The sequence below is a fragment of the Nonomuraea sp. K271 genome (assembly GCF_009908215.1).
Lineage (GTDB): Bacteria > Actinomycetota > Actinomycetes > Streptosporangiales > Streptosporangiaceae > Nonomuraea > Nonomuraea longispora.
Map to the genome: position 1 here is coordinate 20,533 of NZ_JAAAHR010000097.1, position 14,299 is coordinate 34,831.

At 69.4% G+C, this 14,299-nt stretch carries 10 protein-coding genes and 1 pseudogene; 5 read left to right on the forward strand and 6 right to left on the reverse strand.

Annotation, left to right across the window (positions count from 1 at the left end; translation table 11 throughout):
* The first annotated feature begins 32 nt into the window (after positions 1-32).
* From GUY59_RS28510 to GUY59_RS28520, 3 genes are read left to right on the forward strand one after another with little or no spacing between them, the layout of a single operon-like run.
* Positions 33-929, forward strand: a complete 897-nt coding sequence (locus tag GUY59_RS28510) for a class I SAM-dependent DNA methyltransferase (protein ID WP_138202767.1) — start codon at positions 33-35, stop codon at positions 927-929.
* A gap of 36 nt (positions 930-965) precedes the next feature.
* Positions 966-2,486 carry an N-acyl homoserine lactonase family protein gene (locus tag GUY59_RS28515; protein WP_138202769.1) on the forward strand — a complete coding sequence of 507 codons (1,521 nt, stop codon included), beginning with the start codon at positions 966-968 and terminating at the stop codon, positions 2,484-2,486.
* On the forward strand, positions 2,483-3,121 hold the full coding sequence (locus GUY59_RS28520; protein ID WP_138202771.1) for a TetR/AcrR family transcriptional regulator: 639 nt from the start codon (positions 2,483-2,485) through the stop codon (positions 3,119-3,121). The genes GUY59_RS28515 and GUY59_RS28520 overlap by 4 nt, the downstream gene beginning before the upstream one ends.
* Positions 3,122-3,128: 7 nt before the next feature.
* Here the strand turns inward: GUY59_RS28520 and GUY59_RS28525 are convergent, their stop codons facing one another.
* Positions 3,129-5,522, reverse strand: a complete 2,394-nt coding sequence (locus tag GUY59_RS28525) for an ATP-binding cassette domain-containing protein (protein ID WP_138202773.1) — start codon at positions 5,520-5,522, stop codon at positions 3,129-3,131.
* Between the two features lie 310 nt (positions 5,523-5,832).
* Here GUY59_RS28525 and GUY59_RS28530 point away from each other — a divergent pair, with 310 nt between their 5' ends.
* Together GUY59_RS28530 and GUY59_RS28535 are read left to right on the forward strand one after the other, a co-directional pair.
* Positions 5,833-6,801 (forward strand): hypothetical protein, encoded by a 969-nt coding sequence (locus GUY59_RS28530; RefSeq protein ID WP_236667592.1) that lies wholly within the window; start codon positions 5,833-5,835, stop codon positions 6,799-6,801.
* A 610-nt stretch (positions 6,802-7,411) separates the two neighbouring features.
* Positions 7,412-7,801 (forward strand): copper chaperone PCu(A)C, encoded by a 390-nt coding sequence (locus GUY59_RS28535; protein WP_161714745.1) that lies wholly within the window; start codon positions 7,412-7,414, stop codon positions 7,799-7,801.
* 284 nt (positions 7,802-8,085) lie between these two features.
* Here the strand turns inward: GUY59_RS28535 and GUY59_RS28540 are convergent, their stop codons facing one another.
* From GUY59_RS28540 to GUY59_RS28560, 5 genes and pseudogenes are all read right to left on the reverse strand, one after another.
* The gene (locus tag GUY59_RS28540; RefSeq protein WP_138202779.1) at positions 8,086-8,955 is read right to left on the reverse strand and encodes a TIGR03564 family F420-dependent LLM class oxidoreductase; all 870 of its coding nucleotides are present in this window, start codon (positions 8,953-8,955) and stop codon (positions 8,086-8,088) included.
* Between the two features lie 165 nt (positions 8,956-9,120).
* Positions 9,121-9,618 carry a PPOX class F420-dependent oxidoreductase gene (locus GUY59_RS28545; RefSeq protein WP_138202781.1) on the reverse strand — a complete coding sequence of 166 codons (498 nt, stop codon included), beginning with the start codon at positions 9,616-9,618 and terminating at the stop codon, positions 9,121-9,123.
* Between the two features lie 257 nt (positions 9,619-9,875).
* Positions 9,876-10,268, reverse strand: a pseudogene (locus GUY59_RS47695) (hypothetical protein); the annotation flags it as partial.
* 351 nt (positions 10,269-10,619) lie between these two features.
* Positions 10,620-12,548 (reverse strand): DUF7507 domain-containing protein, encoded by a 1,929-nt coding sequence (locus GUY59_RS28555; protein WP_138202783.1) that lies wholly within the window; start codon positions 12,546-12,548, stop codon positions 10,620-10,622.
* Between the two features lie 296 nt (positions 12,549-12,844).
* Positions 12,845-14,215 (reverse strand): glucose-6-phosphate dehydrogenase, encoded by a 1,371-nt coding sequence (locus tag GUY59_RS28560; RefSeq protein WP_138202785.1) that lies wholly within the window; start codon positions 14,213-14,215, stop codon positions 12,845-12,847.
* Positions 14,216-14,299 lie beyond the last annotated feature (84 nt).

Here is a 14,299-nt window from a genome sequence, read left to right on the forward strand (position 1 = left end):
CGGGCCCGGCCGCGGTACGTACCATCCCCGGCATGCCTTTTCACGTACACCCGCTGGCCTGGCTTCTGGCGCTCGAAGGCGTCGCGCTGCTGCGCGCCCAGGCAGGTGACATCGGCGGCGAGGAGAACTTCGTGGCGCGGCGGATCGCCGAGATCCGCAGGTTGTGCGCCGACCCGGAGCTGGCACGCCGTACGGGCGCCGTCGTCGGCCACGCGAGCACGGTGGAGGGGTACGCGCAGTGGGCCGGCTCGTACGACTCCGAGGAAAACCCGCTGATCGCGGTGGAGGAGCCGCAGGTCCGGCGCATCCTCGCCGCTTTGCCCCCGGGCAGGGCCCTGGACGCCGCATGCGGCACGGGAAGGCACGCCGCGTTCCTCGCCGGGCTCGGGCACGAGGTCGTCGGTGTGGACTCGTCGGCGGAGATGCTCGCCCTGGCCCGTGCCAAGACCCCGGACGGCACCTTCCACGAAGCGGACCTGCACGACCTGCCGATCGAGCCGACGAGCTTCGACCTGGTGGTCTGCGGGCTGGCGCTGACCCACCAACCGGCTCTCGGGCCTGCGTTGCGCGAGTTCGCCAAGGTGGTCAGGCCGGGCGGCCACATCGTGTTGTCGGACATCCACGTGCTCTCGCTCTACCTCGGCGGCGTGGCCAAGGTGACCGGGCCGGACGGCGGCCTGCGGGCGATGCCGGCCGGCCGCTTCCTGGCCGGCGACTACATCGCCGCCATCCGGGAGGCCGGGCTGGAGATCGTGGCCTGCCACGAACCCAGGTGGGGCGAGGTGCCGGGCGGGCACGGCGGCCCGCTCGCCCAGCAGTGGTGTCCCGAGGCGGCCGAGCTGGCCTACCGCGACACCCCGGCAGTGATCATCTGGCACCTCCGCCGCCCCCTGGCCGGCGATTCAGGACCATTGGGTCTTAATATGTAAACGCATCCGTATGCGTTTATGAAATGAGGTGGCCTGATGCTGAAGCTCCTGGGCAAGATCGGGTTACTCGTCTGCGCCCTCGCGGCCGGCGCTGTCTGGCTCGTCGTCCTGCGGCTGAAGAACGTGCCGCTTCCGCTGCTGGTGGCGTACGGGCTGGTGCTGGGTGTTTTCGTGGTCGCGATGGCGTGGCCCGGTGTGCTCGGCCGGCTGTCCACCCGGCGCCGGGTGGCGGCGTTCGCCGGAATCCCGGCCGGCCTCGGCACCCTCGGGCTCTACCTCGCGGTCGTGTACCACGTCACGGACCTGCCCGCGCTGCCGGCCCTCGCCGCCGTGGCCTGCCTGGCGTGGGCGGTGGCCGCCCTCCTGCGCGGGCGCCGTACGGCGGGCGACCCGGGCGCCCGCCGGGCCAGGCGGGCCTTCCTCCTCGGCGGTGCCGGCCTGGTGCTGGGCGTGATGAGCGGGCTGTCGGTCAGCCGGGTGGAAGGCCGGCGCCGCGAGGTGCTCGCCGGGCTAGAGCGGCAGAGGCAGGAGGCCGTACGCGCCGCGGGCACGCGGAAGCGGGTCGCCGACGGCGCCGTACGGGTGTTCCCGATCCACACCGGCGACACCATCGTCACCTACGGCCAGTTCTACGGCGGGCTGGACGGCTGGGAAGGGCTGAACGGCTACGTGCGCACCCTGGTGGACAAGGCGCAGATCGCCGTGCCCGTCCACGCCTACCTCATCGACCATCCCCGGCACGGGCTCCTCCTGGTCGACACCGGCGTCAACAGCGAGCAGGCCTGGGATCATGACGGGTACTACGACATGACCTCGCGCCTGCTGACCGAGCGCGACGAATACCGGATGACCCCCGAGCAGGACCTGCGCGTACAGTTGGCCCGGCTCGGCTACGACGCCGAGGAGATCACCACCGTGTTCCTCACCCACGTCCACGACGACCACGCCGGAGGGCTGCGCCACCTGCCGCGGGCGACGGTGGTGATGGACCGCCGCGACTGGGAGCAAGGCGTGTTGTATCCGCACTCCTTCGATCTGGTCAAGGACAACCTGTCCTTCCCCGCCTTCGACTCCGGGCCCTTCGGGTTCTTCCCGGCCGGCCAGGATCACTTCGGTGACGGCAGCGTCATCCTGCTGCCCACCCCCGGCCACTCTCCCGGCCACATGTGCGTGCTGCTGCGTCTGGACACAGGCGGCGCGCTGTTCATGGGCGACACCCTCTACACGCTGCCCCACCTGGCGGTGGACCAGGTCCGCCAGATGACCATCGGCGGGGCCGACACGGTCCGCCAGATCGGGGCGGCCCGGCGCATCCAGAAGATGCTGGCCTCCGACCCCGGCGTCGTGCCGCTGTTCGCCCACGACAACACCCGCTACCAGTCCGAGTTGGTCGCCTCCGCCTTCGCCGACGGCACGCCCGGCGAGGAGGGGCTGCGGGCGTTGCGCGCCCACATGGACACCGTCCTCACCCCCGACTGGCGGTTGCGGCCCGGGCACGCACCGCATTTCGTACCGCCGGCGGCCGGTACGGCGCGAGGGCGGGTGGAGTTCCGATGACCTCGACGCGGCGCACCCGGGGCAGACCGCGCGACCCCGAGGCCGACGAGGCGATCATGAAGGCGGCGCTGGAGTTGTTCGTGGAGCGCGGCCTGGAAGGCGCGAACGTCGAGCAGATCGCCAAGCGCGCCGGCGTGGCCAAGGTGACCGTGTACCGGCGCTGGTCGTCGAAGGAGGAACTGCTCACGCAGGCGATCGAGCGGGCCCGTACGCTCGCCCCGGAGGCCGACCTCTGGGCCGGTGCCGACGCCGCGGCGTCGCCGGCCGACGAGCGGCTCATGGACTCCTGGGTACGCACCTTCGGCGACCCCCGTTTCCGGGCGGTCCTCGCCCAGCTCATCGGCTCCAGCGTCACCCGGCCGTCGCTGCTGGCCACCTACCGCGAGCAGTACATCGAACCGCGCCGCCGGCTGATCCACGCCGCGCTTGAGCGGGCCCGCCGCGACGGCCGGGTGGACGCCGACGCCGACCTCGACACCGTGATCGACATGGTGGTGGGCGCGGCGATGTACCGCATGCTCATCGACCCGGACGCGCCCGCCGCCCCCGACACCACCCGCGCGTACCTGGAACGGGTGCTCCGCCAGGTCGACCGGCTGCTGCGGCGCCCCGACCCGCCCGAAGGGAGCACGTGAGCGGCGGTCAGGCCCCGACGTACGCCGCGAGGTGCTCACCCGTGAGGGTGGAACGGGCGGCGACGAGGTCGGCCGGGGTGCCCTCGAAGACGATCCGGCCGCCGTCGTGCCCCGCGCCGGGGCCGAGGTCGATGATCCAGTCGGCGTGCGCCATGACCGCCTGGTGGTGCTCGATGACGATGACCGACTTGCCGGAGCCGACGAGCCGGTCGAGCAGCGCCAGCAGCTGCTCGACGTCGGCGAGGTGCAGGCCGGTGGTGGGCTCGTCGAGGATGTAGACGCCGCCCTTGTCCGCCATGTGGGTGGCCAGCTTGAGCCGCTGCCGCTCGCCGCCGGACAGCGTGGTGAGCGGCTGGCCGAGGCTGAGGTAGCCGAGCCCGACGTCGGCGAGCCGGCCGAGGATGGCGTGCGCGGCGGGTGTGCGGGCCTCACCGGCGCCGAAGAACTCCGCGGCCTCGGTCACCGGCATCGCCAGCACCTCGCTGATGTCGCGCCCGCCGAGGCGGTATTCCAGCACCGACGCGTCGAACCGCTTGCCCTCGCACTCCTCGCACGTGGTGGTGACGCCGGACATCATGCCGAGGTCGGTGTAGATGACGCCGGCGCCGTTGCAGGTGGGGCAGGCGCCTTCGGAGTTGGCGCTGAACAGCGCCGGCTTGACGCCGTTGGCCTTGGCGAACGCCTTGCGGATCGGGTCGAGCAGCCCGGTGTACGTCGCCGGGTTGCTGCGTCGCGAGCCGCGGATGGGGGACTGGTCGACGGAGACGGCGCCAGCGGAGGCGGGGATGGAGCCGTGGATCAGCGAGCTCTTTCCGGACCCCGCGACGCCGGTGACCACGCAGAGCACGCCGAGCGGGATGTCGACGTCGACGTCCTGCAGGTTGTGGCGGTCGGCGCCGCGGATCTCCAGCCTGCTCTTGGGCGTGCGTACGGACTCCTTCAGCTGGGCGCGGTCGTCGAGGTGGCGGCCGGTGATGGTGCCGCCGGCCCGCAGACCGTCGACGGTGCCCTCGTAGCAGATGGTGCCGCCCGCGGTGCCCGCGCCGGGGCCGAGGTCGACGACGTGTTCGGCGATCGTGATCGTCTCCGGCTTGTGCTCGACGACGAGCACCGTGTTGCCCTTGTCGCGCAGCCGCAGCAGCAGGTTGTTCATGCGCTGGATGTCGTGGGGGTGCAGGCCGATCGTGGGCTCGTCGAAGACGTAGGTGACGTCGGTGAGCGCGGAGCCGAGGTGGCGGATCATCTTGACGCGCTGCGCCTCGCCGCCGGACAGCGTGCCCGCGGGACGTTCGAGCGAGAGGTAGCCCAGCCCGATCTCCACGAACGATTCGAGGGTGTGCAGCAGCTTGGCCAGCAGCGGCGCGACCGACGGCTCGTCGAGGCCGCGGATCCACTCGGCCAGGTCGCTGATCTGCATCGCGCAGGCTTCGGCGATGTTGACGCCCTTGATCCGCGAGGAGCGGGCCTCCTCGCTGAGCCGGGTGCCGTCGCAGTCGGGGCAGGTGGTGAAGGTGACCGCATGGTCCACGAACGCCCGGATGTGCGGCTGCATCGCCTCCCGGTCCTTGGACAGGAACGACTTCTGAATCTTCGGGATCAGGCCCTCGTAGGTGAGATTGACGCCGTCGACCTTGATTTTGACCGGCTCCTTGTACAGGAAGTCCCGCAGTTCCTTCTTGGTGTAGTCGCGGATCGGCTTGTCGGGGTCGACGAAGCCGGACTCGGCGTAGACGCGTACGGTCCAGAAGCTGTCGGACTTCCAGCCCGGGATGGTGAACGCGCCTTCCGAGAGCGACTTGGAGTCGTCGTAGAGCTGGGTGAGGTCGAGGTCGGTGACCGTGCCGCGGCCCTCACAACGCCCGCACATGCCGCCGATGCGGGTGTAGGTGGCCTTCTCGGCCTTGCGGTTGTTGCCGCGTTCGACGGTGATGGCGCCGCTCGCCCTGACCGTGGGGACGTTGAAGGAGAAGGCCTGGGGCGAGCCGATGTGCGGCTCACCGATGCGGCTGTAGAGGATGCGCAGCATCGCGTGGGCGTCGGTTGCGGTGCCGACCGTGGAGCGGGGGTCGGAGCCCATCCGCTGCTGGTCGACGATGATCGCGGTGGTGAGCCCGTCGAGGACGTCGACCTCCGGCCGCGCCAGCGAGGGCATGAAGCCCTGCACGAACGTGCTGTAGGTCTCGTTGATCAGCCGCTGCGACTCCGCGGCGATCGTGCTGAACACCAGCGAGCTCTTGCCCGAGCCGGAGACCCCGGTGAACACCGTCAGCCGGCGCTTCGGGATCTCGACGCTGACGTCCTTGAGGTTGTTGACGCGCGCGCCGTGCACGCGGATCACGTCGTGGGCGTCGGCGGTGTGCGGCGCAGGCGACCGCTGCTCTTCCCTCGTGGTCCGGCTCATCGTGTAGATCCCTTTCTCGCGCGGTCGCCGTCGTGGCTTTCGTCTGCGTCGCCTGGCTGCGGTCCGACCAGTCATGAGCGTACGTGTGGTTGTCCTGTACCTCTGTCACGCGGGCGCGGGGGCGGAGCCCGTGTGAGCGGTGAGGTCCACGGCGCCACGTTAGGCGAGGGCAGAGGGCCGGCGCTTCTCGGATCCTGCCCGGTCCGCGCGAGAACTCCTCACCGCCGAGGTTCGTCGTTAGTGTGCAAGAATGCGATTAACCTCCCGATCTTCTGGCGCGTCAGCGTTCGTGGCGGCTGCCGTGGCCGTCATGGGCACCGCATCGGCCTCGGTCGCGCAGGCGGGCGACGTGAGCGCGGGCGCTACTGACCGAGTGCTCCGGGTCTACACCAACAACATCGAGAACCTCGTCAGGAACAACGCCGACGGTTCGTGCACCCGGATCTCGGGCCCGGACCACCTCACCTCCATGCTGGTCGACGACGGCGGCAGAACGGGCACCTCCGGCGTACAGGCTCCGGACCTGCTGATCGTGCAGCAGGTCCGCGGCACGGGACAGGCGACGGCCTACGCCGACCAGCTCGCCGCGAAGTTCGGCCATCCGGCGGGCACGTACAGGGCGATCGTGGCCTGGGACGATCCCGAGCCGTGGGGCGGCTCCCACCACTGCAACCGGCAGTCGCTGGGCGACCTGAAGAAGAAGCAGACCAACGCGATCATCTACAACACCAGAACGCTGAGCCTGGCGGCGGGCGACGTCTCGAAATACTGGAGCGCGGGCTGGCTGAAGCCCGGCACCGCGTACGCCGGCGGAGCCGGATGCACGCTCTACAAGCCGCCGAACAACGACGACGGCGCGGCCAACCGGCACAAGTGGAAACGTACGAGCGCCATCGCGGCGAAATTCTCGATCAAGGAGACGGGGACGACGGTCTTCGCCGCGACCATGCACCTACCCGAGCAGAACGGCGCGAATGCCTGCGCGGGTGCGGGCACGACCGGCGTCGCCGGTTCCGGCATCCACGTCGGCGCGGACGCCACGCGCCTGATGAACGCCTCGACGATCCGGGTGATCGGCATCGACGCCAACCGGAGGAACATCGCCTCCTCCACGCTGAGCGGCTTCGGCATGACCGGCTACGGAGCGCGGCCGACCTTCGGCACCAGGAAGATCGACTACCTGTTCGTCAAGGGCACGGTGCAGCCGTCGGCCATCGATCACACCGTGAGCGGCACGAAGTCGGACCACCTGGCGCTGTACGGGTTCATCGCGTACTGAGCTCGCACCCCGGCGGGGTGGCGGGTGCCGTGCGCCCGCCACCCGGATGAGCGGGTGAGGAGGCGGACGCCGGCCGGCTGCACTATTCGCTGCGCTACATGTCGGCGGTGACGGTGAAGGAAGACCTAGCTCGTGGGGTGTCGAATCTTCCTGTCGGCCGCCCGGGGGTGGTCCGTCAGCTTGAGTAGGCGTTCAGGGCGCTCGTCTGGGCGGGTGGGGATGGAGGACCTGGTATGTCCGGATCGTAGGTGGGTACATCGTGCATGCGGTCAACCCTTTGCAGGCGGCGCTCACGACTGCCGGCCCGAGTTGCGGCACTTGGAAGCAACCTTCGCGGCGCACGGTTCGTTCTACGCGGCCCGCGGTCGCCGGACCACGGTCCTGACCTCACCACGGCCATACCAGAGTAGCCCCGCACGTCACACGGAAGCGCGATATGAGCACAACACATGGCAGCGCGGGAGTTAAGGCATGGCACGCTTCGCTTCGCTTCCTGTTGTCGGTCTGGCTGCTGTCGATACTCCTAGCCTGTAACCCTGCTCAACGGGAGTCCCCTCTACCGCAATCCACCCGGAATCGGGAGGGTCTGGTCGATGGGCAGGTTGGTGCGATGCAGCTGCTGCATGTCCACATCCTGGCCCCGCCGATGGATCAGCAGAAGGCCGGCGACGACCTGGGCCTTTACCTGACTTTGGTCAACAACAGCGACAGACCTCAGGAACTCGACGGCGTCAGCACCGTACACGCCAAAAGGGTCGAATACCGCGCAAGCCCGTCCGCCCCCCGGCAAGCCGTGACCGTCACGATTCCCGCTCGTGGCACCCTCTCCCTGCAGCAGGGGCACAATCGTCCGCACCTGGAACTCATTGACATCCACCGCCCGCTCGGGGCCACTCCGATCGACGTCACCTTCCGTTTCACCACCGGCACGACCACCTTGCGCATTCCGGTACTGCCGCTGTCACGAGGAGCCGGATCTCCCACGCCTGGCCACAGCTGAGGACTTTGCCGCGGGGAGTTTCGAGCGGGATCTTCGGTAGTGGCACGGCGTGCTCCTCAGGGAGTCCGGGGCTGGTCAGTGGGGTTGGCCTCGGCAGCGGCTGCGAGGGTTTTGTGTACGACGCCGACGGAGACCTTCACCCCGGGAACTCGGCCTGCACCCCGCAACCGTCCGCAAGCTGCCCTCGTTCCAGCGGCGGTGCAGGTGTTCGTGGTAGGACCACCCGCTGATCAAACAAGATCGAGATACGCCACTGACTGGACACACCCGGAGTAGGCGGGGTCCTATCCAGCAGCCAGATCGGCCAGGAGTTGGGTGGTCCGGGCCTGTTCCTCCTCGGGCCCGAGAAGCATCGCAAGAAGGTCGGTCGCGCCGGCGTCGGACAGTTGGCGGATCTGGCGTTCAACCACGGTCTCGTCACCGATGACGACGGTGTCCTGGGGACCGGCGGCGTGGCCTCGGTCGAGCATGGCGCGGTAGGCGGGCAACTGACCGGCCATCCCGAAGTGCTCGTTGACCCACGCCCTGCGGGCGTCCTGGTCGGAGGTAACGCAGACGAAGGTGGAGGCGATCACGCGAGGATGGCCCCGACCGGCCGCCCGGGTGATCGCAGGCACGACGTGGTCGGCGAGGCTGGCCGCAGTGGCCCATAGCGTGATGGCTCCGTCAGAGAGTTCTCCTGCCACCCGCAACATCGCCGGGCCGAGCGCGGCGACGAGCACCGACGGCCGCGCGGCCGCCGGGATGTCGACCGCGCCCACGGCCTTGAGCGTCTCGCCCTGGTAGGTGACGCTCTCGCCGCGCAGCAGCGGGACCAGCGCGGACAGGTATTCGCGGAGGTGACGGGCGGGCCGGTCGAAGGAATAGCCGTACTGGTCTTCGATGATGTGCTGGTGGCTGACTCCTACCCCCAGGCTGAGCCGGCCGCTGACGGCCTCCTGGACGGTCAACGCCTGGGCTGCCAGGGCGAGTGGGTGCCGAGGATAGGTCGGTACGGCGGTGGTGCCGAGCTCGATCCCGGGGGCCTGACGCCCGGCGACCGCCAGTGTGGTCAGCGCGTCCCGGCCCGTGCGCTGCCCCAGCCAGACCCCGGCGAAGCCGGCCGTGGCGGCGGCGCGGCACTGCTCGATGACCGTGTCCAGAGATGGGCCCATCTCGTCTGCCAAGAGCCCGATGCGCACCCGAACCAACCCCCACACCATAGGTGACTGACGCCCACACCGTACCGGCCTCGTCCGTGCCGGATCCGCCCCCACCGATCGGCTACCTGCTCGATCTCCGCGTCCACCACGCCGGGCAGCCGAGGCCGCAGCACCGATTCATTCGGGAGAACCGGCCCGAAGGGTGTCAGTGGGGGTGGGCGGTAGCGTGGCGGCCGCGTCATGGGCGGACGTCGGCTCATGGACGGTTCGCCGAAGGGGGGCCTGGCCTGCGTCGTCGGCGTCGGCGTCGGCGACAGGATGTCCCTGGAGGTTCCAGCTCCAGGAGAGGGCCGGAATGATCTTCATGTAGTGGCCCGGCCCTAGGTGCCCCTCCCGCTCCACGAGCTCGGCCGTGCCGTAGACCCTGATGAAGCGCGGTGTCCACGGATCGGTCGACACCAGATCGTCAACGATCAGGGCGACTTTCCGCTGCCCGGCTCGAACGTTACGGACCCTGCGGGTCTCCTGCGGGCTGATGCCACCGATGTAGAAGTTGCCGTCGTCGAGTTCGAAGCTCGCCGTGACCACGTCCGGTTGCCCGTCCGCGGAGACGGTGGCGATGCGAACGAGCGGCTGCGACTGCAGATATGCGAGCTCTTCTTCGGTGAACGACATGGATGAATTCCCCTCTGCGCTTCACGCGCGGACTGCGGCTTCAGATTCTCCAAGTCTTCAACCTCAACCACTGTCGAGGTCAACCTGAGTCCGGCCGGTTTCGTTGGCCGCAGCGACGGCGGCTGCCGCGACGGCCACACCACACGGTCACTACGCCGAGCCCTGAGTCACCACGCTGGTGTGGTTCGCGGCTGAACAGCGACTGGCGGCCGTCGAGGGAAGCCCCAGTGCGGTCCTCCGTAACCGGATCGCCCGGGTCAACGCGGCCTTCCGAAGCGGCCAGGTTGATGGACGACCTGCAGCGCGACCTCGAAGCTCAGCAAGCCGCCCGCGAAACCCTCGTGGTCCAGGCCGAGGAACAGCAGCGGGGTGTCCAGTCGGTGGTGTATCTCGATCTCGTTTGATTGGCGGGTGGTCGGGGTCAGGCGGCCTTGGAAGGTGATGGCGAAGGCGTTCAGGGCGGCTAGTGGCCGCGGGCCTTGACCGCCCACCGGATCCGGGCGTTGACCGACTCGCGGCGTGCCCCACAGCTCGGCGAACTCGTGGAACCGCTCCAGGGCGGCAGCCTCGGTCGGGGCGGTGTAGACGGGCTTGAGCGCCTTGGCGATGGCGTCCCAACGCTGGCGGGCCGCGTACCGGAACGACGCGCGGGAACGCCGGCCCCCGCCAGCCCCGTCCCTATCGATGCCAGCACCTGCTGCAGGGCGTCGGTGCAGCGCGCGCATGCGGCCGAGTCAGTGTTCGAGCCGAAATCAGCCTGCACGTCCATCATCCTCAGTTCACCCTCGTTGAAGACCCTTCGCCACGGTAAACGTCGCTGTTTCTGCCGCTCCTGTCGTGCCGGCTCGGCAGCTGGTAGATGGACTGTGGGCGTCATGAAGGCCGTTGCCGGCCCCGAGGACTCCGGGCCCGCAACGGCCTTTGCGTGATGGCCCGGGCCGATCAAGGGCGCGGACCGGCCGGGCCGAAGCCGTCGGCGTGGATGCTCACAGCGGGCTTCGTTACCCGCGTGCCGAGGCGGTTCTCGTACCCATAGATACCTCCCCGTCGCCGGGACGATCAGGAGAGTCGGTGACCCACATCCACGTCTCGTCCAGGCTTACCGAGCTCCCGTTCGGAGTCACCGAGCCACACCCCGATTTCGTGCCGTGGTGAGGCGTCCAGGAATGGTGCGGCCTTTTCTCTCCCGGCTTCCCCGGCGAGCAATGGTGTGGCTCCTGCACCACCTGGATGGTGGCCGTGGCCGGGGCGGAGGTCAAGTCTCCGGCTCTGGCCACGGCGGTGTTGGTGATGGAATGGCGACAGTCGTGCCCCTTGCACGTCGGCTTGCCACCCTTGTTCGGCACGGTGAAGGTGCCCGTGCAGGTGGTGACGGCGCCCGGGTCGAGGGTTGTGGCCTGGCAGGTGATGTCCTGTATGTGGCTGTCGTCGATCCTCAGGTCGGCCACCGTGCTGGGGGAGTTGTTGGTGACGGTGTATCGGTAGATGACCGTGTCCCCGGGACGGTACGGGCGGGAGTTGTCGACGCTCTTGTCCAGCTCCAGCGCTCCCTCCTCGCCCGTGACTTCGATCGTGACCTGTGACTCGGGCGAGGTGACCTCTGTCGAGTCTGCCCTGCCGGTCGCGGTGGCGGTGTTGGTGATCGAGCCGCGTTCGGCGTCTCGCGGCGTGACGGTGTGGGTGCCGCGGCAAATGATCGTCTCGCCGACGTCCAAGGTGGTCTGCGGGCAGGTGACCTGGTCGACCACGTCGTCGTTCACGGTCAGGTCGGTGATGTTCATGTTGCCGATGTTGGTCACTTCGTACTCGTAGGGCACCGTGGTGCCCACCGGCACGGGGTCGGGCAGCTGGGAGTCCTCGGCGACCCGCTTGACGAGCGTCAATTCCGGCTCCTCCGCCACCGGGCGGACGACGACGTTGCGGATCAGGTGAACGTCGGTGAACAGGCCGGTGGAGGCCGCGAACCCGAACTTGTACGTCGCGGGCACCGGTGTGGGCGCGGGCGTGGACAGCACCTGCTGCATGCCGTTGCCGTCGTTGAAGTCGATCGACACGGTCAGCACGGGATCGGGCGCCGGGGTGATCCGGACGTTCACGGTGCGGCGCGACGGTTCGAGCGCGGCCTGCGCCGCCTGGGGGTCGCCAGGGACCGTCGTCGTCTCTCCGTGCAGCTGGCCCGGCAACGTCGAGGGCCACGGCCCGGTGGTGGTGAAGTTGCTGGTGGTGGCGGTCAGGAAGCAGTAGCCCTCCGTTCCGTTCCCGGGACCTCGCAGCGTCACCATGTTGGCTCCCGGTGCCGGGATGCGGAATTCGGTGCCGGCTGGTGAACGCTGGGCGCAGCCGCGGCCGCGCTGTTCCCAATCGCCGAAGTAGTTGCCCAGGACGTCCAGGCCGACGCCGACGTAGCCCTGGTTGACGCCGGGCTCGAACGCGTTGGCGGGGTTGTCGTCGGGCAGCTTCTGGGCGTATCCGAGGCTGCCGCCGAAGGCGCCGGGCCGGTCGAGCGTGGCGGCGCCGTCGATGAGGAAGAAGGAGATGCCGTCTGCGGGCGAGAACTCCGGCGTGGTGGTGCCGTACTGCCATTGCTCGAAGGTCACCTGCAGGCCCTGTTCGGCAGATATCGGCTCGTCGTACAGGACAGCTGAGGTCTGGTCGTTGTCGGCGCTGGTCAGTTGGAGGTAGCCGTATGGGGCTGCTCCGGTCGGCGGCACGGGACCCGCGGCGTTCTCCGGACACCCTGTGAGCGGGCGGTTACCCGGCCCTGGTGGCTCGGCGGCGGCCGGCGCCCCGGTCAGGCAGGCGGATCCCACGGCCCGGAACTCCGGGATCGCGGTGGCTCCCGTGAAGTCCTCCTCGACCAACGGCACCGGCTGCGCCGCGGCAGGCTGCGCCAGTAGGAGCGAGGCCGACAACGTGCTCAGAAGCGCCACTCCGGATACGGCCCACCGTTTCAGGCCGGGTTCGGCAATTCTTGATCGAGTGATAGCAATTCGTGTCGTCACAGGCACCCAACGTAGGCGTGGGTGCTCGGATATTGATTGACCGACATGGCAAACGATCCGCCATATGCTGGCAGCCCTGGGTCTTGGAGATCGGCACCACCACACGCATCACCCAAAGGTCGTTGCCGGCCCCGAGGAGTCGGGGCCGGCAACGACCTTCATGAGGCCCACCAGTCCATCCACCAGGCTGCGCAGGCCGCCCGTGGGGCGCTCCGTCGGCGGCATCAGTTGCTCCTCACTCGGGCGGGACCGTCCGATCCGGCCGGATATTCAGCAAGCGGCACCAGATCCCTGGACCAAGCCGACATGACCGGTTCGAGAACCCGCCAGGCCTCTTCGGCCTCGTCGGCACGGATGGACAGCGCCGCGTTCCCGAGCAGCACATCCGCCAGCAGCCGGCCGTAGGCAGGCAGTTCGGAGGGCGCCGGCTGCGCGGTGAGGGTGAGCGGGGCGAGAGTCCGGGCGTTGCTGCCGATGCCGGCAAGCGCCAGGGTCATGCTCTCCGGCTCCAGCCCGAAGCGCAGCACGTTGGGCACGACCTCCTCGTCGAGGCCAAGGGGCAGGTGCGGTACGGGGCGGAAGCGCACTGCGACCTCTTTGCGGTCATGGCCGAGCGCCTTGCCGGAACGGAGCCGGAAGGTCGTGCCGGACCAGCGCCAGCTTTCCAGTGCCAGCTCTACCTCGGCGAAGGTCTCGGTACGGCGCCGCGGGTCCACGCCCTCCTCCTCGGCGTAGGAGGGGACGTCGCGGTCGCCGACGCGGCCGGCCAGGTAGCGTGCGCGGTGAGTGCGGCGTACGACGTCGTCGTCGGTGAGCGGGCGCACCGAGCGGAGCACGTCGATCTTCCGGTCCCGCAGGTCGCGTTCGCCGAGGCTGAGCGGCGGTTCCATGGCCACCAGGCACAGCACCTGGAGCAGATGGTTCTGCACCATGTCCTTGAGCGCCCCAACGCCGTCGTAGTAACCCGCCCGGCCCTCCAGGGCCAGGGTCTCGTCCCAGACGATCTCCACCTCGGAGATGTGGGAGCTGTTCCAGATGGGTTCCAGGACGCGGTTGGCCAGCCGGCTGCCGAGCACGTTCTGGACGGTCGTCATGGCGAGGAAATGGTCGACGCGGAACACCGCGTGCTCGGGCACGACGCCCGCCAGTAGCCGGTTCAGCTCCACCGCGCTGGCGAGGTTTTCGCCGAACGGCTTCTCCAGCGCGATCCGGCTGCCCGGCGGCAGGTTCGCGGCGCCGAGGGCGGCGACCGCGCCGGGGAAGATCGCCGGCGGGAGGGCGAGGTAGACGGCGACGGGCCCGCCACCGGCGACGAGCGAGGCCATGTCGGCGGCGTTGGTGGCGTCCGCCTGCCGGTATCGGGCGGAGTCGGCGATCGCCTTCCTGGCCTCGGTGGGCTCCATCACAGCGTGCCGGTCGAGCTGGGCGGACGCCCAGCGGCGGAACTCCTCGTCGGTCCAGCCTTGCCGGTCGGCGCAGGTGAGTTCGAACCGGTCGGCGAGGTGTCCGCCCGCGCGCAGGGCGACCAGAGCCGGCAGCAGATAGCGGGCGTTGAGGTCGCCGGTGGCGCCGAGGATGACGAGTCGGTCGATCATGCCGTGGTGCCTGCTTTCGCTCGTGCGAGGTTGACGCCGCTGGCGATGATCCCGATGTGGCTGAACGCTTGCGGGAAGTTGCCC

Coding starts and splice junctions, on each gene's coding strand:
- GUY59_RS28540 (WP_138202779.1), bottom strand. CDS start 8,955: ATGGGCCCATCTCTGGACACGGTCATCGAGCAGTGCCGCGCCGCCGCC.
- GUY59_RS28520 (WP_138202771.1), top strand. CDS start 2,483: ATGACCTCGACGCGGCGCACCCGGGGCAGACCGCGCGACCCCGAGGCC.
- GUY59_RS28525 (WP_138202773.1), bottom strand. CDS start 5,522: ATGAGCCGGACCACGAGGGAAGAGCAGCGGTCGCCTGCGCCGCACACC.
- GUY59_RS28515 (WP_138202769.1), top strand. CDS start 966: ATGCTGAAGCTCCTGGGCAAGATCGGGTTACTCGTCTGCGCCCTCGCG.
- GUY59_RS28560 (WP_138202785.1), bottom strand. CDS start 14,215: ATGATCGACCGACTCGTCATCCTCGGCGCCACCGGCGACCTCAACGCC.
- GUY59_RS28545 (WP_138202781.1), bottom strand. CDS start 9,618: ATGTCGTTCACCGAAGAAGAGCTCGCATATCTGCAGTCGCAGCCGCTC.
- GUY59_RS28530 (WP_236667592.1), top strand. CDS start 5,833: ATGGGCACCGCATCGGCCTCGGTCGCGCAGGCGGGCGACGTGAGCGCG.
- GUY59_RS28535 (WP_161714745.1), top strand. CDS start 7,412: ATGCAGCTGCTGCATGTCCACATCCTGGCCCCGCCGATGGATCAGCAG.
- GUY59_RS28510 (WP_138202767.1), top strand. CDS start 33: ATGCCTTTTCACGTACACCCGCTGGCCTGGCTTCTGGCGCTCGAAGGC.